This is a genomic window from Lysinibacillus sp. fls2-241-R2A-57, assembly GCF_030209535.1.
GTDB lineage: Bacteria > Bacillota > Bacilli > Bacillales_A > Planococcaceae > Lysinibacillus.
Map to the genome: position 1 here is coordinate 1 of NZ_JARVRU010000123.1, position 20,080 is coordinate 20,080.

Sequence of the window (20,080 nt, forward strand, 5' to 3'; positions counted from 1 at the left end):
CACATATTTGGATTCGAAAAATCGAAGGAAAAGCGATTCCATAAAGGTTTTCACACTTCTGTCGCCCTCGCCAAAGGATATAGTAAAAAAATGAATGTTTACTACCCTCTGCTTAAGTGTCTTCGTTTTTATTCTAAAGAGATAAAAACAGAAAACAGAAAATTCAGTTAAAATTTTTGCGACGGTAGTGGAAAGGTTTGTATTATTTATTAGGAAAACATCTGGGAGAGTATTTGATTCTTTCAGCTGTAAATCCCATATTTTTTTTATACGTCCATCTTGCTTATAAAATTCAATATTTGATTTCTCCATATCTATTACATCTTCTAACCTCTCATAAAATCGCACATAATAATATTCCTTTGAAGTTAGGCTTTTTTTATGCCTGTTCACCATATGCAATTTAGTGTATTGAAAATTGGCAACTCCAAATTTTAGTAATAATTTTAGAAATTCTGAAGATAAGAAAAAACCGTCTCTATCCCATCTCAAATCAAAATCATATTTTATATCTTTTGAAACAAACCATAATTCTTCAGGCAGTTCTGTTTTAATATTTCTTGTGGTTCTCCATTCCCCTGCATCAGAGTCTCTCGCTTCAAAAGGATCTTTTTCAAAGAATTCTGTATGCATAATCCCTTCTAGGTAAGTAGGACAAAATATACCTTCTTTTTAAAAAATCGCATATGTATTTCCCATATTAAAAATGCCATTCCCTTCATTTAAGATAATCTACTATTCAGTGTTTTCATTTTAGTTTTTTCAAAAATAATATTCTTTCATACCTTCTTTCAACTCAGAACTGCTAGCTGTTTTGGTCCCCTTGTCGTACAGATGAAGGAATAATCAATTAAAAAATTTATTCAATTCTCGCATATGTAAAATTACAATGATTGTTAAAGCATGTTGTTATTCATAGATCTTACCGACATAAAATACGGTAGCTAAGAAATTCCAATCAATGTTATTTGGTACGGGTAAACCACTATTTATATAATAACCCTCCATAGCCTCTATCCATGATTCAATTGCTTCAAGATAGTTATTAATAGATTTATTTTCCCATTCATCTACATTAAGTTTAAAATCCTTTGAAAGCATATTTAAAAACTCTAAAAATTCATCCTTTGTAGCCACTTGTTCGATTTTCTCATAAAATTCCATATATTATCACCTTTCCATTTTAGCTTTAGGGCCTGCGTACAATTTGAATTAAAAATAGCTCTTTACGTTACACAACGACAATATTTTTTCGCCATTTTTATCCTTTCACACTAATCTTGTTGGTAGTATTCAGGATCTTCGATAATCTTTAATAAAAATTCCTCAAGAGAGTTTGCAATCTTTTTTTCGTTATCATAGACAGCATTTTGTTCTTCATCAGTTAATCCGATTGAAAAAGGCACTGATTCCCATCCAATAAAGAAAACTAATTTACTATCTTCATCGTAGTTTGGATAAGCATCAAAAAAACCTTGTCTTAATCGAAAATCCCTAATTGATGCGGGACTCAATACACAATTTTCGTCAAGATCTTCGTCGCCCACAAAAGACCCGTAGCCGATCTCCGTCAAAAATAGCTTTAGATCTTTTGGAAAAACAATACCTAGTTCATCTTCCACTCGTTCAACTTCATTACTTTTTATTTTGGAAAACTGTAGATTAGAGTTATCTTTAATAAATGAAAATTTCATTGAGCAGCCCTCCTTTCATTCTGCAAGTTAGACTTCCTTTCTTGTAACAACTTATTGATTTCATCTTTTTTGTGAGAGTAATGTCTTTTTTCAGGATGAAATGCAACCTCTCTTAGTGATGGACACTCTAACAAAGGAGATAAATCTCCACTTTTACAATTCCAAAAATTTATTTTATGCAAATTTTTCATAGATTTCACAAATTCAAGAGAATCAACATCTGAAACCTGTAATTCTTTTATAGTACTATTCCCTGCCAAAAATGTTAGATCAGTGATTTTTTTACATTTTTCAATTTGGAGTCTTTCAAGTCCTTTTAGTTTATTTAGAGCGTGTGCATCTTCTAGATTATTTAGATACTGGAGCCAACACCATTTCAAAGAATCTAAATCCTCTATTCCTGTTAAAGATATTAGCTTAGTCGAGGTGTCAAGACGCAAAAATTCTAATGATTTTAGTGAACAAAACTCTTTACAATCTGGTTTAATATATTTAATTGCGTATAACCTTTTTAAATTTATTAGTTTGTCTAAATTTAGATAGTAATCTTTTTCAACAACAACCTTCTCTAATTTTTTAAAATAGTTCAAATCAAGCTTTATTGGCTGACCTAGTGTGACTTCTGTAAGATTACATAATGTAGTTAATGCTTCTATATTTTGATGCTTGGATAATTTAAAATTATCGCTAATCAGCAATTTATTGATAAATGTTTTGTTGTTGAAAGATGAAAAATCTAAGTGACATTTCAAATCTGTTGCCAGATTCAAATTACGGATTCGAATTGAATGGTGATTTTCTTTCTCAGCAATCTGTATTCCTTCCTCAAGGGAAAGTGGGTCTATCTCAAAATAGCCAATACTATCATTAAATGCATAGTTCATCATTATTCACACCCCTAATTATCTGGCTCACCTCTATAGAATTCTAAATATATCTCTGGCTTCAAAAAATGAAAATTACGCATGCTTCGCCCTATAAAACAATCTGAAAAAAACACCTTTAATCCAATTCTGCACGAGAAAATAAATCCGTAATTGTCGATTCATCTTCACATGTATTTTTAAATGAAATAGCAAACTTCTCTAATGCTTTTTTATCAAAGGAATAAGCACAAAACATGCTAGCTTCGGAATCAAACTTGACAATACCTTTTAGTTCGGGCATTTTTTCTTCAAGAAAGACAATCGCCAAGGATTCCCAATCATACCCTCCTCCTTCAAATCCCTCATCAGATCGTGTATCAAAAATCTCTTGCTTATATCCCCCAACATTTAAACATAACGACGCAGAACCCCTATCATGATCCACCCAAAAAAACGGAGCTATTTTCTCTTTATCATTAATTAAATTCATCTTAAACCTCCACCAAAAATTAAATTTTTAGACCGTTTGCTTTTGAAATAAGTAATAGCATTAATAACGTAAATTATTGCCGTATTTTTCTAATTCAGTAAAGAGTTCATCAGCATTTTCTTTAATGCCCTCCCTATATTTAGATGGTATTTTTTTTCGTATCTATTAAACCAATCGTTAAAGGTTTTTCTCCATTCTTTCGTCTGATATTGTTTAATCAAAACATTTGCATTCCCAGGAAATCTTTTTGCGAGCATTACTAAAATATCAATATGCGCTAACATTGCTTGATATGGTTTATCGCTATTCTTTAACCATTCATAGTTTTTATTTATTTCTTCAATTGGGATTAATGTATCGTGCATTTTCAAATTCCGCAGCTTCATTTTCTTCAGGCTTCGTTCCAAAAATTCTCAATTTTATCATCCCCCTATGAATTAAAATTTTTTAGGTTGACCTATTCTCTAAACCTTTTTAATGGATTAAAATCTATTTTTCTTTAATCCATCCCCTGTTTTCAATAGAATCCACTTCTATTTATTATCTTGCCTTAATGTGTTTGCAAAATTCCAAAAGTCATTATCAGTAAAAGGGATATGAAACAGAGAAAAGTTCTCGAAATCCTCGGAATAACCAACCCTTCTATCCTTTACTCTTTCTTTTAATGATGTGGAAAATGAATCCCTTGTAGCTCGTCTTGGCGGATATAACCTTTTGCCTGATTCAGATACAAATTGGCGGATGATTTTAAGACCACGGAATAGATTCCTATATATTTTTATATCCTGTGCTTGAATCCTATCTCTTATAACAACTAGGAATATTGCCAATATCCTACTATTGGATTCTTTATCGAATCCTCCGTCACGATTGCATACAAATACACAGCACCAAACCCAAATGGAAAACTAGTTCTTGAATCGAATAACCCATCTGGATAACCGTCCTCATCAATTTGACACAAGAAACTATATTTATCTTTTTCTAATTCTGTGTAATAATATTCTTCTTCTTGGATAAGGAAGGGGTTTCCTCCATATTTAATAAAAAAAGGGGTATCGAAAGCTTGTTCTTCACTCACAATAATACCTTCTGATATATAGTGTTTAACTATTCCAAATTCGGTATAAGTAGAAGCCATACTTTCTTCCGAAATCGGATGTTCGAACACGTACAATGAGCAGTCTGGATAAATATTTTTTGAAACACGATTTTCGTACTCTTTTGGTATAAAGATAGAAATCATGTTATTTTTATCTACCGGACTTACAAAACAAAGATAGAAGTGATATTCAAATTCAATTTCACTAAAAAGTTCGCTTTTATCGTCGAAATATGCTGGAGCATTTCCACCAATCCATCCATTACCAACATTCTGGTTCTTATCTAACTGAAATATAATACTTTCTTTTCGCTCAACTAAAATGTTATTTTTATTCTCCATATTATTTATCCAAATAACTTAATTCGGATTTTTCACTCCTTTGCATTTAGTTTAATTCCCCATCTCCACATTTATTCTATTTTGAAATACCACGCTAAAAATACATGGGAAGTGCACCCCTATTTATGAAATCTAGGTAGCTTTCTTCTAGTAAAGTTGAGTTATTTTTATATTTTATTGAAGAAAACGCGGCAATTTCTGTTTCAAGGTCAATATCTTGTGCATAATAACAAGGTTTAACTGGAACTCCACCATTAAATTGTAAATAATGTTCTTTCAGCTGTTCTGGTAAATTAAATCCCAATTTAGTTTCTACATCGTTTAAATCGCTTATTGTTAGTTGAGTAGAACATTCTATAAACATCCTCTTCACTCCTCGGAGCTACTTACATGTCATTTTTTCTTGATTCATTAAGAATTCCCTATTTATAGCCATAAAGTGATTGGGCGCATGGCTAGACAATCTTTTACATCTAGCAAGACATAGTCCGTATTCAGCCTCCCAAACGCTTACGCCTATATTATTACTAATAATACTATAAATTACTTTGTTTGTAATTCCGGTGAAAGGAAGTCTCTGAATCAGAAACAAAAGTTTCAAGGCTTTTTACATTTCGGAAGCCGATGTAAAACAAAAAAAACATATGCAAAAGAAGGATTTAATACCTTCTCGCATATGCTTTGAAAAAAAAGAGCTTCCCATAATGCTGGATAAAAAAATTAAGAATATATATAGTGAAAAATCGTCTTCAACTAACAAACCTAACCTTATAAACTTTTTAACAGCTAATATAGTAACCGAACTGTTCTTTGATTTCTACAAACTTCAAGTTTAAAGTTAGTTTCCCAAATTTCAATTTATACGCTAAACGACCGCTCCTCATCGATAGCTGCATTGTTGAAGGATAAACATTTAACGCAGCTCCATAATTTAAAAGAAACTATAGTTAATAATCGGTTCGATATTTTCTACCTTTTCTTCCCTTCTTTGAAGAATATACATAGGAATTATTTCGTTTCCGAGAGCACCTGACCAAGTACATAGCGAAAGATTAATTTTTTCACCAGCACCTTCCAATTGTATTTTAGGCCATTCTTTTTCTAAACATGCAGGCCATGTAAGCAATTCGTCGCCAGGAATAATCGATAACTCCTTTATCTCTTTTTTAATCTTATAGGTCCCACTGACTATGCATTCATCAAATATAATTGAATTATTCATCGCTTGAATATAATAATGCCAAGGTTTAATCCCCCAAGTAATAATCAGCATACCTTCTTCAAAACATTTATCAACTAAATCGGTTGTAGTAAATAAATCAACAAGATTATTTGGCCCATTACCAACTTCATTGCTTATAAATTCACTAAATAGCTTAAGATCAACCATAAAAAAACCTAGATTCCCAAAGCTTCCGTAAACAGAAGAATTAGCAAGCTTTTTGTTTCTATGAATTTCAATAGAGTTTCTAAATATCAGCACATAAACCGTAATTGTATCAATTTTTTGTTCATAATCCGTAAAATACTGAGGGGCTTCAGATGATAAAAAATCAGGCTGATGAATCCCTTGTCGAAAAACTTGAATCTTCATATCATATTTTCCGTTTAATTCTATACAATCCTTCAGATAAGAATTTTCCCCTTGTAATATCCCATCCCTTAGAGCTTGTTGAATAGTCTCACTTTCGTTATTATTAAGAAACTCGAATTCATTTTCATATGTATAGCGAATAAAATCTCTTTCCAAAAACGATACATTTTCATACATTATTTCTTTTATTTGTTCACCTAATGTAGTGGGGTCCAACAATAATTGGTTTTCATTTCTCACTTCTTCAACAATCAATTTAAACCTACAAATATCATATTCGCTAATAGCATCATTAAAAGGGATTTCTAATGTTAAACCTTTAGTTTGCAATTGTGCATTTTTTAAATGACTGGAACAATAACCTTGTTCCAACCACAAAGCCGTATTTTTCATTAATTTCACCTCTGACATAGAATTAGATGCCTTTTTGAAAGTTTTCCAAAAGGTAAATAATCAATATTTTAGTTAAATGAAAAAGTAGCATTATAATCCAAATTCTTATGATTTATGCTTCTCTTTTTGGGCTCTACAAGTACACCTTCCAAATAATACCTTAGTAGTATCAAAAAATCAGTAGACCCGTTCAATACCGTTTTTACGAAGAAATAATATCAATATATTCTTTATATTCTAAAGGAATTGGTCTATCAAAAATCAAATCTTTTAAAGGATCTACATTTTTCCCAAACTTATAACAAAGATATAATCGTTCATTAAATTCTGCATAAATCCTGACATTGGTTAATTCATATTTATCTATGGTCTCGCTATCTATTACAGGAATTGAAGGCATAATTATTTTAGTTTTATAACTACCTGTAGACATATATTCTTCTATTAACCTCCCCCCACCTTGACCCAGTATCAATACTTTCCGCTCATTTGTCGTTCCTTCCCATACAGTAACATGTCTACTTCCCATACCTAAAGATTCTATTTTATATTTTGAAAGTTTGAAATTTGTAAGGGGTTTTATGCTTTGTTTATAAATATTACTATTCTTAATAAACTGTCTTGTTACAGTCGTACTAAATAAAATAGGAACTTCGTTTAAATTAACATCCCCCCAATTATTATCGTCACTGTATAAATCAAAAATCAGTAATTGAGCTTTATTAATCATTTGTGCTAAAACATAAATATTGTTCTTCCTATCTTCATCTTTGCACCTTGTTTCTATACTAATCACTTGATTCGCTTTCCAAATATTTTTCGTCATAATTTCTAAATCCTCTTTTCAACTTCTCTATTACATCTTCATAACGATTATGTGTGGTTATATCCAATTTTGAAGAATTAATATATTTAGTCAAAGTGTCAGTAATAATTTCTATTTTATCACTAGGAATTTCATTAATTTTCTTTTCAATTACAAATAAAAAATTGTCCATGGAATATACTTTAGGTGGAATCTTTGCAGTCGAAATAATATAATCCCATTTCCCTTCATATTTATCAAATTGAGGTATGGATATTATTCGTGATGCGACTACGAACTTTATCTCATTACTATTAGACTCGATATGTTTATACAAAAAATCGTAGATCTCTGGGGTATTAACATTATATCTTTGAGAAATTCTCGTTATCGCCCTTAAAAACCAAACTAAAATTTTTTCATCGGAGTCATATTTGCATGCTATTTCCACTAATTTTTCAACAATGAACGTATCTGAAAAGAAGGAAATTGTCTCATCTCCCATCTCCACACATGTTTCTTTATTAATTTTCTTTATTAGTGGCAGAACTTCGCTTGGTGAAGTCACTTCTAATTCATCCAGTAATTTCAAAAATTCTTTGCCATATTCTAACTTGGACATTTAATCCCCCCATGCCAATGTAATGTTTTCCCCTTTTCCTTGGATCTTATCAATATCCGTCCAATTAATTTTGTTCTCACGCATAAAGCGGCTACAAAAGGTGTAGACAAAAGAGCATGCGTATGTTTATCTTTTGTCATGTTTCACGAGAACTGCCAATATCCAACAACAGAATTTGTAACATTCTCTTCCGTAATTTGTGCATATATGTATATGGCACCATATGAAAATGGATAGTTCCCATGAATAAAATCATCTTCTTCTGGATACCCTTGTTCATCAATCTGAAATAAAAACTCAAACGAATCAGCTACTAAATCTTTAGTATAAAAGTTTTTATTTTAGATGTGTTCAGGAGTTCCGCCAAATTTCACTAAAAATATTTGATTATCAATTATGTCGTTATTTATTACTTCACAATCACCAATCGCATATTTCTTCATATTTGGATTAGTGAACATATCTGTGCTACTTTCATAAGATACAGGGTGTTCGATTAGTAGAACTGCACAATTAGGATACTTGTTATTTTCTAAGTATTCATCATATTCTCTAGGGAAAAAAATTGTAAACATCATTGTTGGATTTAGCGGATTAACTAATGATAAGAAAAAGTAATAGTTAGAACCATATTTACTTTGAAAATCTTTCTGATCATCAAAGTACGCTGGGGCATTCCCACCAATCCAACTAGTATCACCATCAGTGAATTTTCTCCCCATAAAAATCAGCGCGTTTGATCTATCTCTCAATAAACTTTTAAAATTCCCCATCGACTGGCTTCTTTCCCCTTTCCAAGCATTACAAAGAATGAGACGTTCATGAGTCATGATTACTTTACATTCAAATCGTTCATCTCTTTTACCTGGAAGTGCTGCATACTTCCTTAAACAAACGAAAATGTTCATATTGGTGTTGACATTTATAACTGTTGAGAAGTCCATTACTCACATACCCAAATTATACCAATTCTCTGAGATAAATATCTGTTTAGGCATTAACCAAACCTATCAAATTATTATGGTGTCAGTGTTGTTTATATTTCAATTCATTAAGAAGAGCAGCCAAATTTTATTGATCATTACATAAACAATTTTTGTAATTCCTCATATTCATCAAACCAAAATTTTAGTGCATCTTGATTTATACCGTCTCTCCCTTTCCACCAATCCACGGGATATAACCAATCTGAGCTATGTCTAGATCTTGGGGCCAAACCAAGATTTGTGAATTGATGTAAAAAACCTTTATGCTCTTCTGTTTCTAAAATACTACAAAAACCAAGAGTCTCCAGTAATGCTTTTCTTTGTTCTTTATTTGATTTAAATCCTTCAATTTTTCCAATCTTTTTTTGAACCTTAGATGGTGTATCATCGCTTTCGGCATTCCTAATGATCTCAATAATAGATTGAAAGATATCAAAATCTTTTATTATCGGCTTTACATGCGGAAGCTTATTATGCTGTTGAAGTATAAAAGCCAAATGATATATTCTTCCGCTAATAATTGCTCCTATATTAAACCGAATACTATTTATAAACGAAAAATCAACTAACTCGTTCGGTCTACTTGAACAAATAATACAATTTACCCCATTAGACTCTTCGGAATGTTTTGGAAACACTTTCAAAATGTTATATGCTGATAACCCACTTCTCCAATCTAAACGACCTGAACTTAAACTTGATAGAAATAGATCTGTCATATTTTTCTTCTTACACTTATTTAACTCTTGAAAAGCAAATTCTATTGTTTCATCATGTGTTTGAGTAATACTGTCAAACATATAACCTACATCCTTAGCAAATTGAAAGTCCTCCTCTGAAGTTTCATCTGGATGAAGTAAGTCGTATTCCGATAAAATTTTAAGAGCCTTTTTATTCAACTCCATTTAGGTTCCTACTTTCTATCCGTTTCTATTAAAATTTTATTCATCAAAAGGCATTTCACTTTCTGATTTCCACACTATCAAAGCGATACGCAGTCAAGTCTAGCTGTTTTGATTTCTCATATTATGATAAAAATAAATATTTCAAACACAAAAAACACATGTAAGGAAAAGGTTATGCGTTTTCTTTACATGTGTTTTTTATTTCAAGTATTTCATATACAATAATCCCTCCAAGCCCTATTGAAGAATCAAGATAAGAAATTTGATAACTACTCATCATAAAACTATTTAACTCTGGATATTCTTCCAATAAAAATTCAGGAATCATTTTTCCGTCAAACGTTGAAAATTCAAATATGACATTTTGCTGTTCAAAGGAAGTGAGTTTCCAAAAAACAGGGTTAACAAAAGTAATTACCTTATCAATTTCGCTCATAAGAGAAAGGTATATGTCTAAACTATCTTTATTTTCCTTTATACAATAAATCTCTGCATCATGTAATTTTTCATTGGTAGACTCTCGAAATTCATTCACCAACTTTCATCAAGAGCCATTTTTGTCGGAGGGACGTGATTATTCCCATCAACCTATTTTCATTTTCCGAAGGGCTGTTTATATAAGTTTCTATTTTTTATGTAAACATCACCCTCTCACGTCCCAAGCCTGTATATAATCAAAGATCATGGCCCAACCGTCCCTAGGGCTACCATATTCCCATAGAGGTCCCGTAATTTTATCCAATTGACAGAGCTTTTCCTGATATTGCGTCACCATGGCTTGACGCTCTTCTTGCGTATACGCGTTCAAACGTTCGTCACTTACCTTAATTCGCATATTATGCAGGAAGTTGATCATGTCACAATAAAGTGAATCATCCTCAAACATAATGAAATCTGGGAAAATGGCAATGACTTCGTCAAAAGCATGCTTCAAATGCTGCAAGCCAAATTTCGCCAAAACTTCGGGAATATATGGCACAAGATGTGGCTGATATGCGATGATACCGTCCCAGCCATCACACTGCCAGTTACTGATCGTATTGATGGTGATATGAAGTTGAAATAACTCTGGCGACACCTTCTCTTGGATGGCATCCAGTTCGCCAATCTCCCATATTTTATCGGATCATTCCGCCAAACTCATTTCATCTGCAGGAATTTTTCCATCCCATATCTCATTCAATCCAATACTCATAGTTACACCTCTCCCGGAATTAGAATCCTGCTTGTTCTCGCTTCTCTATTTTGATAGTCCCAAATAACTTTTCCATGCATATCTTCAATCGTCTTAGTTTTACATGTTTAGTTCTGTTAAAATCTCCTTGCATATCTTTGCAATTTCTCGCATATCATCTTCCGGGCAAAACTCCGCCAAATCATAACTTAAAGGGTGACGAATAAAATCTTCCAATACTCTCCTCAAAAAAGCCATTTCTTCTTTTTCCACTTTTAAAGAAATAACAGCATTTTTGTTCATGATGCTGCCAGCTAAATCCGTTAGATGAACCTTACCGTTTTTTTGACATTCCAGAATAATAGCCGTAATATCTATCAACAAATTGATCACACAGCCTATATCTTGAAAAAATTCTTTTTCTATAATCAAGTAAATGTCTTTCGTTTGGCGTAAGTCTTTTATTTCCCGAGCATTATTCAGTTGAAAGTCTTGAAAAATATTTTTAACGTTTATTTCTGTTGGAATATCTGACTCAAATTCTCTGTCAACTAAATAGTCGATTAAAGTGCATGTGTCATCGGTTCCGCCAATGTATTCTCCCCACCATCGCTCAATGTACATCATCGTTTTTCTGGCCCCCTCCACAGTCTTGTTTGTTCAGCAAATTTGGAAAATTAGTTGTCATATGTTTTGGATTCTTAAAATCTATCTTTTTATATGAGTCGTCTTCAATTTCGTCATCCAAACATTCCTCAAGATCATTGATAAATTCCGTAAAACTATTTGCTAAAAACTCAATACATCTGTTAGTCACTTCTCCTAAATCTAAATAAATAAGGACCACTTGCTTTGAATCAAGGTCTATACAAAAAATATTCCTACCTGCGTCATTTGCAAACGGTAGATACTTTTTTGGAATAATATCCCTACCCTTGAAATCCAAATATCCTTTTTCCAATGTGTACCCTATATTGTTATCAAATTTAATTGGAAGGAAAACATGCACCCTAGTTTCCAAACCTGAATCTTCTTCAAAAAAGCATGGTTTATTAGGTAAACCACCATTATATTGAAGGTAATGATTCTTCAACTCTTGGGGAAGTTGAAAGCCTAATAAGATTTCAACCTCTTCTAAATCTTTTCGTGTTAGCTGGAATGAACAATTATAAAACATTTATATAACCGCCTTGTAATATTTGTTTTTGGAGTATCCACCATTTTGCACCTAAGTAAAGTTTCGAATGTCATCATTACACCCTATATTGTGTTGTAAACATCACGAAAATCAATTATGTATTTTTTATTAACTGAATTTCAGATTTTAGGAGCTTCCTCTCTCACAAGAGGTTAACCAGGTGAGCCTTATCTGATGTCGACAAACATACTTTTCTAAACACAGTGAATCAAAAAGGAAGTTAGGATGCCATACAAATTTTTCACCAATCTCGTTCTCTAAGAGCTTCTTCAATATCGATATCAATCTCAAAATATTGTAAAATTTCTTCTACCGTTAATCCGATTGAATCCCGTGCAAACGTTTCTATTTCACTGTCATTTTCATAAAATTCATTCTGTAGCTCATTGATAGCTAAAGTCATTTCGTCTAACTTTTCCTGAATCTCTTCCACTGTATGAGTGCTCTCCTCAATAAAATGAACTACTTTAACAATATGCAATTTAAGTTTATCCACTAAAAACGTTGGAAAAAAAGTATCCTCGTACATATCTACTAAATATTTGAATTCAGAATCAAGTTTCTTCACAATGTTTCCTCCTTTAATATAAAAAATTTTTCACCTATTCATACTTCGGAACCCCAGAATTCCACATTTCTTCTACTGTTTTTAACGGATAGTCATCTTTACCAAGCAATCGTTGTTCTTTTAATGGATCGATCCAACGGCTATTTTCAAAAGATAAAATTAAGCGACGTACAAATTCATAACCTGTGTTGTAGCCAACAATTTCATAATTATTTAAAATTCCCAAGTCTTTTCTATCGATATTATATTGAATAATTTCATTACCCCTAAGACCCTTATCGCCGACTGTGGGATCAATTCTCACCAAATTATATATAAGTTCATCATCACTAAATTCCAATCGATTTCCCCACTGTCCTCTGTCACTACTAATAAAAATCTCTGGTATAGGGATATTCAAGTTAGGTTGGACATTTTTTACTTTCCCTACTGAACACTTTTTAAAAAACGCGTTTAAAACCATACATACCCCAAAAGGTTTTAAATCATTTAAGTCATGTGGCTTCTCATTAAAATTATTTCTTTCACTCGAGATATTAAAAAATGCAACATATGGAATTTCTAATAGTTGAGCAATGATATATAAATTATCTTTTAATTGAATTGAATGTATATCGTTTTTCTTCCAGCTAAACCTTTTTATCATACCTACACCCACTCTTATTTTTCAAGTCACACTATTCTTTCAACTCTACGTATGTGTGTTATCAATTTCTTAAAATCTTATCTAAAATATGATTCAATCCATCCCTGCCCCATTAAAGTTATATTTTCATCTTCGCATGGATTAAACTAGAGGCAGTTAAAATTCTATCCATCAATCAATTAAGATCCCCTTTTCTCCTAATGCAAGTCCAATCCAAAATGTTTTAGGTAAACGTAAAGTTATGAAATCGCCATATCTTAATTATCACTACACATACTATAATTACCATAAATTGTTCTATATTTCCACAAAAGTTATAACATTTTTCCAGCTTTTCGATCTAAACGTTTATAGCCAAGATGCAATAAGCTTCTTGGCTACTACTATTACAAATTCTTTTTTATGGACACTAAAAACTCAATCATGTCATTTTCTATTTTGGCTGTTGCACTTCCACCTAATTTTTCTGCTAGTAGCCTGACAATAGATAATCCTAGTCCAGTATTTTTACGTCTGGAATTGTCTGTTGTATAAAATCGATCAAAAAGCTGGTTAGGATTTAGTTGACTATTTTCGTCAATCGGATTCCTAAAACAGTTATAGGCATGCTCTTCATCTAACCACAGCTTCCGTCTGACCCTAAACGTAGCAAATCAATTTTTGTTGACACTAAATCTTTCGCTGAAATCATAACAATAGGTACATCTGAAATAGCACGTATTTCTTTTAGTAATTCATCCCCACTTTTATAGGGCAGCATAATATCAAGAAGCACAATATCAAACTCGTTTCGCCTAAATGCACGGTAACCTTCTACACCATCCATCACACTTGTCACCTGATAACCTGCTTGCTCAAACAATTCCGTTAACATTGTATTTACATCTTCATGATCCTCAACCAGTAAAATTTTCAATACAATCACGCCTTTTTAATATAATCTCTCATACTATATGAAACTTAATAGCTCATCAGCATACCGTATGGTTGATTTCAGTTCCGACTAATATATAGGGCATTTCATCCACAACTTTTGGTGATGGACCAACTTCATTACGTTTGCATTTTTTCACAAATAATCCCTCGTATGGAATAAGTTTAATAACTCTTCTGGTACCTGTACTGACTCCTTATAAAAAAGGTAGACAGGAACACTAGGCAATGCTATTTCATCGAAAGGAACGATGTTAAACCGCCCTTCCATACGCTCCCTTCTCACAATCATCCGTGGCAAAAATGATATACCGAGCCCATCTTTTATTAAGCGCTTTACGACATAAGATTGAGATATAGAAACTTGCTTCGTAACTACATATTTTTCCTGTATTTTATGTAATAAATCCCCCCAAATAGTCGGATGATGGTGCGTAAATAAGGTGTAGGTTTGAAATAATTCCTCATAATCAATATAAGCACCTGTCTCATCATCAAAAGCATCCAGTGGAATAACCAATTCTAAAGGACTCTCTACAACTAGCTCTTGGCGCCAATGTCGATAACGAGTTGGCAATAAGGAAATACCAATATGTGCTTTGTCACGATTGATTAAATCCTCAATTTTTGCTGAATCCTCCACTAGAATCGATATTTCGATAGAAGGATTTTCATTGATAAACTGATAAATTACATGTGGTAATATCGTTTCCACCATTAAAGGAGTCATTGCAATAATTAGCTTTTCTTCAATTCCTTTTGTTGCTAACTGAAAACGTTCAATACTTTTTTCCCATTGGTGGATGATTTGCTGTGCTTCTATTAGAAAGAGCCTTCCTGCCTCCGTTAATTGCACACGATTTTTTTCACGTTTAAATAATTTTACTTTTAAAAATTGTTCTAGCTGATGAATGTGAACTGTGATACTTGGCTGCGATAAATGTAGCGCTTCTGCGGCTACTCGAAAATTACAAGAATTAGCTGCTACTATAAAAGACTGTATCCATTTATAATCCAAAATCTCACCCCATTAATTAATATTTTTAATCAACTTCATTAACTATATTTAATTTACTAAATTATCCAATAATAATAAACTTAAAATTAGAAAGATTATTTTTTTACAAAGGGGAGAAATAAAATGTTAGCGAAATTAAGTCAACAATTCCGTATTTTTGCAAAAAATGAATGTGAAAACTCAAGTCCACTGTATGAGCATTTAGCAAATAAGATTGCTGATGATGAAGAAATATTAAAAATTGCCACATTTATACCCCAAGGACAACCTGTACCTAATTTATTATTAGCTGGGGTTCATTATTTACTGTCATCATCACAAGACGAGTTAGTTCATTTTTATCCATCCTTAACGACAACGCCAAAATCGATAAATGAAGTATATCCTGTTTTTAGAGCATTCGTTTTGTCGCATTCAGATGAATTAAAGGCTTTATTGCAAGAAAAACTTGTCCAGACTAATGAAATTCGTCGTTGTTCTTACCTTTATCCGATGATGACAGAAATCTATGAACTCCATCAAAAACCGTTAGCCTTAATAGAAATTGGTGCTAGTGCAGGGCTTCAGCTTGGCATGGATCAATACAATTACTGCTATAATCAACAGCTTCAAGTAATGAATTCTAATAGTTCTTTCGTTTTGTCATCAGAAAATCGAGGAGAATCACTGCCAGCCTCTATTTCGATCCCTCCTGTCGTTTGTCAAAGGATTGGTATCGATTTAAATCCAATTGATATCCATAATAAAAAAGAGCTTCAATGGCTCCAAGCATTAATTTGGCCAGAGCATCAAGAACGAAGATTGCTATTAAATCAAGCACTCCCTATTTTAAAAGAGCTCGATTTACAGCTGATAAAAGGAGATGGCATTAAACTTCTAAAAGATATTAGTAGAGAAATTAATCAAGAGGCGATGTTAGTTGTTTATCATACACATGTGGCCAATCAAATCCCAATGGAAATACGTCTGGAATTAATCGAACAACTAAAAGAAATAAGCATGGCACGATCGCTCTACCATTGTTATAACAATATATTTGATTCACAGCTGCACCAGGATTTTATTGATCAAGGAGAAATAGAATCGATACGTATAATGGAACGCCCTGATGGTCATGCGCGGTGGTTTATGTGGTCCAACCAAAAATAAAAAGCATGAAAAGACGCTACATAAGATTTCCTCTCATGTAGCGTCTAAATTTTATAGTAATCTCTAAAAATCATATTCCGCATCTTTTTTCGCACGAATTTCTGCAAACGCTTCAGCTACCATCACTGTATCCTCAGCTAAACGCTCAAGGCGGAATAAGACGTCATCATTCACAATTTCCTTCCGCAAAAAATCCTTCTCCTCTATAAATACATATGTTGGAACAATATGTGCTTTCATATAAGCGAGAATTGGCTTTAACTGCTGCTCAATCATTAGATAGTGTTTAGATGTGCCCGCTGTAACAACCATACTCACCACTTTATCGCGAAAGGCATTAACCGGTAGTAAGTCAAAAATATTTTTCAATGTTGCTGGGATTGACGCTTGAAATGTTGGCGTTCCAATAACTATTGCATCTGCAGCCATAATTGTTTCAGTCACATATTTCGTATCCCCATCATATTCAAAATAATTACGCCCATCACTGAATTGCATGTTGTATTCAGCAAGATCAAGTAACGTTACTTCATGCTCCGGATATTTTTCTTGTAAAATTTCAACCACTTTACTAATAGCTGTTTTTGTTTTTGAGCCGACAATGGAACCGGCTAGTGCAACGATTTTCATACTGAACACCCCTTATTTCGCTGTATATTTTCTAATTGCAGGTAGAATATCGTTCCCTATAATTTCAATATTTTTCATTAATTTTTCAAATGGCACACCGCCAAAATCAATTTGTGCCATAAATCGTTGCATGCCATAGAGCTCGTATTGATATAGTAATTTTTCAATAATTTGTTCCTTACTTCCGACCATTAAAGCGTCTCGTGTATCGGGCGCTTGCGCAAATTGTTGCTTTGGATAACCTGCGCCACGAATTGCTTGGAATCCACCATTTAAATGTGGATACATTCCTTGGAGCGCCTCTTTCGTCGTATCAGCTACATAGAATAAACTTGTCGTAGCAATCGGTAACTCTTTCGGGTCAAAGCCACTTCGCTCCGCTGCTTCTCTATAAGCATCTACTGATGGCTTGAAGTTAACAGCTGGCCCACCTAATGTCGTTAGCATCATTGGAATACCCATATAACCTGCTTTAATGGCACTAGCAGGTGGTCCTCCGACAGCTCGCCAAATTGGCAACGAGCCATTTTTCGGTTGCGGCAAAATTTGCGCATTGTGAAGCGGTGCACGGAATTGCCCTTCCCAAGTGACAAGCTCCTCTTCATTAATTTTTTTCAGGAGCTCTAATTTTTCCTCAAAAATCTCTTCATAATCCTGTAAATCAACGCCTAGTAATTGATATGCACCTACTCGTGAGCCACGCCCCGCAACTATTTCTGCACGCCCATCTGAAATTAAATCAATTGTTGCAAAATCTTCATATACACGTACCGGATCAGAGACACTCAGTACCGTTGCCGAGCTCGCTAATTTGATTGTCGATGTGGCTTGTGCGATGGCTCCTAAAACAACTGTGTGTGCCTGTGTTGTAAAGTACGATTGATGACTTTCTCCTACACCAAATACATCAATACCCGCTTGTTCTGCAAGCTGACTTGCTTCAACTAGTTCTTGGATTCGTTGCTGAGCTGTGATACGTTCACCTGTTAACGGATTTGGGATATGATCACCTAATGAATAAAGTCCAAATTCAATACCCTTTGATTGATCAATACGATATTTTTCCATGTAGTAGTTCACTCCTTAATCTAGTGGCTCTAAAATAGCCTCAATTTCAGCACGTTTTTCTTCTAAAAATGGTGGAAGATCGAGCTCTTTACCAAGATCCTCTATTGCCGCATCAACTGTAAACCCGGGACCATCTGTTGCCATTTCAAATAAAATTCCATTGCGATCTCTAAAATAAAGACTTTGGAAGTAATAGCGATCCACTATTCCTGTACTATCTAAGCCTCGCTCCTTAATTTTGGCATCCCATTCCTGTAATTCCTCAACGTTTGTAACACGGAGCGCAAGATGATGAATGCTACCACGACCGGGCTTTTCACTAGGCCCTTCTAATTCTTTAACAACAATCTCTCCTAGTACTTCACCCTCGATAGATTGAAGAACTGCTTCTTTGTCACTTTCTGCTACAGTTGTATAATGAAAAAGCCCTTTTAATAAATTCACTGTGCGATGCAAATAACGAACTGTAATTTCAACTGTCCCCATCCCTAAAATGCGATGTTCTGTAGGGATTTCGGAGCCGTCCCATGGTTGCCAATCGGCTGGCGTTTCTTGACCATGATGATTTAAAAGTACCATTCGTAACCCTTCATGATCCTCAAAAAACAAGGCATCTTTACCTGCATATGTGGTAATTTCACTATGTTGAACATCTAACTGTTGAAAACGATTTTTCCAATATTGCAGACTGTCATAGTTTGGCACTAGTAACCCAATACGTGTAATGGCATTTGTGCCTCGAACTGTACGTCCTGCTACGGGCATTTCAAAAAATGTTAATTCCGTACCTGCCGCACCTGTTAAATCTCCATAAAATAAATGATACATAGATGGCGAATCTTGATTGACAGTTTTTTTCACACGACGTAATCCAAGAATTTTTGTATAAAAATCATTATTACGTTTACCATTTTTCGTTAGCATTGATATATGATGATGACCACTTAATTTGTTCATGAATGTTTCCTCCTTATTATCACTTGACTAAGCAAGTGAAAGTGTAAAAAAAATCACGCTGGTGGTAATTTTTTTTCACGACTATGCTTCTCTAGTTTTGACATAAGTGTATATAAAGATTTCATTTCTTCTTCTGTTAATACTTCTTCAAAAAATGAGGATTGAAAGTGTAGCTGACTTGGTGTCGCCGCATCTATCATCTGCTCGCCTTTAGCTGTAAGCGAGATTGTTTTCGTCTTCCAATTTTGTTTACGCTCAATTAGTCCCTCTTTTTCAAGACGAGCAAGCATCCGAGACATACCACCTTGCGTGATTATCACTTTCTCTGCTAGCTGTGATTGCGTTAACGGCGCATATGTCTTTATTTGAATAAGGACATCAAATTGTGCAGTCGTTAAGTCAAAGTTTTTTAAAAATTCATTGGATAGCTGGTTACTTTGATTTGTAAAGCGCATCATCCGAATCCATGTCAGTGATCCAAGCGTGTGTTTTCTCATCACTTCATCCTCCTTTCAATTATCACTTTACTACGCAAATGATAAACAAGCAAGGAAAATATCTTGAGTTCGAGATATTTTCCAGTGCAATGATCATACTAAATAATACCATGCGTAGTAATTGGATGACACCGCTATGACGAGTGCATCACTTAGTCCTAATGCTGCTCGAGACTGATTGTTGTGGTCTTGCTAGTGCTGACTCAAGTAATCCATGATCTTTAACACCAATTTGTTCATCCGCTGACAGCCATTTGAAAATTAATATAATGTGTCATCGATTGACTAATCCCTTCAAAGCCTTCTTATGAGCTTCCATAACGTCGTTCAATATGTCAAAAAGTCAGCATGAATACCCATAGTTCTATTGTAAGTTTTAGATACTTAAAATCAGGCGTGTTGATTAGGAAAAAATAGGTTTATTATTGATCGATGAAAGGGTT

The 20,080-nt window shown here is 33.6% G+C and carries 27 protein-coding genes; 1 reads left to right on the top strand and 26 read right to left on the bottom strand.

The features are described from left to right. The 22 genes from QRN68_RS18270 to QRN68_RS18370 all read right to left on the bottom strand — a co-directional run. On the bottom strand, positions 1–663 hold a 663-nt coding region (locus QRN68_RS18270; RefSeq protein WP_481817467.1), incomplete at its 3' end, for an Imm43 family immunity protein. Between the two features lie 246 nt (positions 664–909). Next, positions 910–1,164, bottom strand: coding sequence for a DUF7660 family protein (locus tag QRN68_RS18275; RefSeq protein ID WP_285398330.1), 255 nt, complete (start codon positions 1,162–1,164; stop codon positions 910–912). Positions 1,165–1,274: 110 nt separating this feature from the next. Beyond that, on the bottom strand, positions 1,275–1,694 hold the full coding sequence (locus QRN68_RS18280; protein WP_285398331.1) for an SMI1/KNR4 family protein: 420 nt from the start codon (positions 1,692–1,694) through the stop codon (positions 1,275–1,277). Then, a complete protein-coding gene (locus tag QRN68_RS18285; RefSeq protein ID WP_285398332.1) occupies positions 1,691–2,581 on the bottom strand; it encodes a leucine-rich repeat domain-containing protein in 891 nt (296 codons plus the stop codon). Before QRN68_RS18285 ends, QRN68_RS18280 begins: the two co-directional genes overlap by 4 nt. A 115-nt stretch (positions 2,582–2,696) precedes the next feature. Further along, the gene (locus tag QRN68_RS18290; RefSeq protein WP_285398333.1) at positions 2,697–3,050 is read right to left on the bottom strand and encodes an immunity 51 family protein; all 354 of its coding nucleotides are present in this window, start codon (positions 3,048–3,050) and stop codon (positions 2,697–2,699) included. 89 nt (positions 3,051–3,139) lie between these two features. Further along, complete coding sequence (locus QRN68_RS18295; RefSeq protein ID WP_285398334.1) at positions 3,140–3,415, bottom strand: hypothetical protein; 276 nt, start codon at positions 3,413–3,415, stop codon at positions 3,140–3,142. A gap of 449 nt (positions 3,416–3,864) precedes the next feature. Next, positions 3,865–4,494 carry a hypothetical protein gene (locus tag QRN68_RS18300; RefSeq protein WP_285398335.1) on the bottom strand — a complete coding sequence of 210 codons (630 nt, stop codon included), beginning with the start codon at positions 4,492–4,494 and terminating at the stop codon, positions 3,865–3,867. A 94-nt stretch (positions 4,495–4,588) separates the two neighbouring features. Continuing rightward, positions 4,589–4,858: an SMI1/KNR4 family protein gene (locus tag QRN68_RS18305; protein ID WP_285398336.1), complete on the bottom strand. Its 270-nt coding sequence runs from the start codon at positions 4,856–4,858 to the stop codon at positions 4,589–4,591. A gap of 567 nt (positions 4,859–5,425) precedes the next feature. Continuing rightward, positions 5,426–6,490 carry a hypothetical protein gene (locus tag QRN68_RS18310; RefSeq protein ID WP_285398337.1) on the bottom strand — a complete coding sequence of 355 codons (1,065 nt, stop codon included), beginning with the start codon at positions 6,488–6,490 and terminating at the stop codon, positions 5,426–5,428. Between the two features lie 193 nt (positions 6,491–6,683). Further along, positions 6,684–7,307, bottom strand: a complete 624-nt coding sequence (locus QRN68_RS18315) for a hypothetical protein (RefSeq protein WP_285398338.1) — start codon at positions 7,305–7,307, stop codon at positions 6,684–6,686. Further along, complete coding sequence (locus tag QRN68_RS18320) at positions 7,270–7,908, bottom strand: hypothetical protein (RefSeq protein ID WP_285398339.1); 639 nt, start codon at positions 7,906–7,908, stop codon at positions 7,270–7,272. The genes QRN68_RS18315 and QRN68_RS18320 overlap by 38 nt, the downstream gene beginning before the upstream one ends. A gap of 341 nt (positions 7,909–8,249) precedes the next feature. After that, positions 8,250–8,852 carry a hypothetical protein gene (locus QRN68_RS18325; RefSeq protein ID WP_285398340.1) on the bottom strand — a complete coding sequence of 201 codons (603 nt, stop codon included), beginning with the start codon at positions 8,850–8,852 and terminating at the stop codon, positions 8,250–8,252. 137 nt (positions 8,853–8,989) lie between these two features. Beyond that, positions 8,990–9,799: a hypothetical protein gene (locus QRN68_RS18330; RefSeq protein WP_285398341.1), complete on the bottom strand. Its 810-nt coding sequence runs from the start codon at positions 9,797–9,799 to the stop codon at positions 8,990–8,992. 172 nt (positions 9,800–9,971) lie between these two features. After that, positions 9,972–10,334, bottom strand: coding sequence for a hypothetical protein (locus QRN68_RS18335; protein ID WP_285398342.1), 363 nt, complete (start codon positions 10,332–10,334; stop codon positions 9,972–9,974). 108 nt (positions 10,335–10,442) lie between these two features. Continuing rightward, entirely contained in the window at positions 10,443–10,877 is a 435-nt protein-coding gene (locus QRN68_RS18340; RefSeq protein ID WP_285398343.1) for a hypothetical protein, read from the bottom strand. Positions 10,878–11,093: 216 nt separating this feature from the next. Next, entirely contained in the window at positions 11,094–11,600 is a 507-nt protein-coding gene (locus tag QRN68_RS18345) for an imm68 putative immunity domain-containing protein (RefSeq protein ID WP_285398344.1), read from the bottom strand. Next, the gene (locus QRN68_RS18350; RefSeq protein ID WP_285398345.1) at positions 11,587–12,150 is read right to left on the bottom strand and encodes an SMI1/KNR4 family protein; all 564 of its coding nucleotides are present in this window, start codon (positions 12,148–12,150) and stop codon (positions 11,587–11,589) included. The genes QRN68_RS18345 and QRN68_RS18350 overlap by 14 nt, the downstream gene beginning before the upstream one ends. A gap of 262 nt (positions 12,151–12,412) precedes the next feature. Beyond that, positions 12,413–12,739 carry a DUF5713 family protein gene (locus QRN68_RS18355; protein ID WP_285398346.1) on the bottom strand — a complete coding sequence of 109 codons (327 nt, stop codon included), beginning with the start codon at positions 12,737–12,739 and terminating at the stop codon, positions 12,413–12,415. A 34-nt stretch (positions 12,740–12,773) separates the two neighbouring features. Next, positions 12,774–13,397: a hypothetical protein gene (locus QRN68_RS18360; RefSeq protein WP_285398347.1), complete on the bottom strand. Its 624-nt coding sequence runs from the start codon at positions 13,395–13,397 to the stop codon at positions 12,774–12,776. A gap of 374 nt (positions 13,398–13,771) precedes the next feature. Beyond that, positions 13,772–14,011 carry an ATP-binding protein gene (locus tag QRN68_RS26965; RefSeq protein WP_350224363.1) on the bottom strand — a complete coding sequence of 80 codons (240 nt, stop codon included), beginning with the start codon at positions 14,009–14,011 and terminating at the stop codon, positions 13,772–13,774. Further along, positions 14,002–14,301 carry a response regulator transcription factor gene (locus tag QRN68_RS18365; protein ID WP_285398348.1) on the bottom strand — a complete coding sequence of 100 codons (300 nt, stop codon included), beginning with the start codon at positions 14,299–14,301 and terminating at the stop codon, positions 14,002–14,004. Before QRN68_RS18365 ends, QRN68_RS26965 begins: the two co-directional genes overlap by 10 nt. A gap of 153 nt (positions 14,302–14,454) precedes the next feature. Next, positions 14,455–15,336: a LysR family transcriptional regulator gene (locus tag QRN68_RS18370; RefSeq protein WP_285398349.1), complete on the bottom strand. Its 882-nt coding sequence runs from the start codon at positions 15,334–15,336 to the stop codon at positions 14,455–14,457. Between the two features lie 123 nt (positions 15,337–15,459). Here QRN68_RS18370 and QRN68_RS18375 point away from each other — a divergent pair, with 123 nt between their 5' ends. Then, positions 15,460–16,485, top strand: a complete 1,026-nt coding sequence (locus QRN68_RS18375; protein ID WP_285398350.1) for a DUF2332 domain-containing protein — start codon at positions 15,460–15,462, stop codon at positions 16,483–16,485. Positions 16,486–16,548: 63 nt separating this feature from the next. On the opposite strand, the gene QRN68_RS18380 is transcribed toward QRN68_RS18375, so the two are convergent. Genes QRN68_RS18380 through QRN68_RS18395 form a run of 4 tightly spaced genes read right to left on the bottom strand, consistent with a single transcriptional unit; the run spans position 16,549 to position 19,637 of the window. Next, on the bottom strand, positions 16,549–17,115 hold the full coding sequence (locus QRN68_RS18380; protein WP_285398351.1) for an NADPH-dependent FMN reductase: 567 nt from the start codon (positions 17,113–17,115) through the stop codon (positions 16,549–16,551). Between the two features lie 12 nt (positions 17,116–17,127). Then, positions 17,128–18,183 (bottom strand): LLM class flavin-dependent oxidoreductase, encoded by a 1,056-nt coding sequence (locus QRN68_RS18385; protein ID WP_285398352.1) that lies wholly within the window; start codon positions 18,181–18,183, stop codon positions 17,128–17,130. A gap of 15 nt (positions 18,184–18,198) precedes the next feature. Next, on the bottom strand, positions 18,199–19,140 hold the full coding sequence (locus tag QRN68_RS18390) for a ring-cleaving dioxygenase (RefSeq protein ID WP_285398353.1): 942 nt from the start codon (positions 19,138–19,140) through the stop codon (positions 18,199–18,201). Positions 19,141–19,193: 53 nt separating this feature from the next. Beyond that, positions 19,194–19,637: a MarR family winged helix-turn-helix transcriptional regulator gene (locus QRN68_RS18395; protein ID WP_285398354.1), complete on the bottom strand. Its 444-nt coding sequence runs from the start codon at positions 19,635–19,637 to the stop codon at positions 19,194–19,196. Positions 19,638–20,080: the final 443 nt, after the last annotated feature.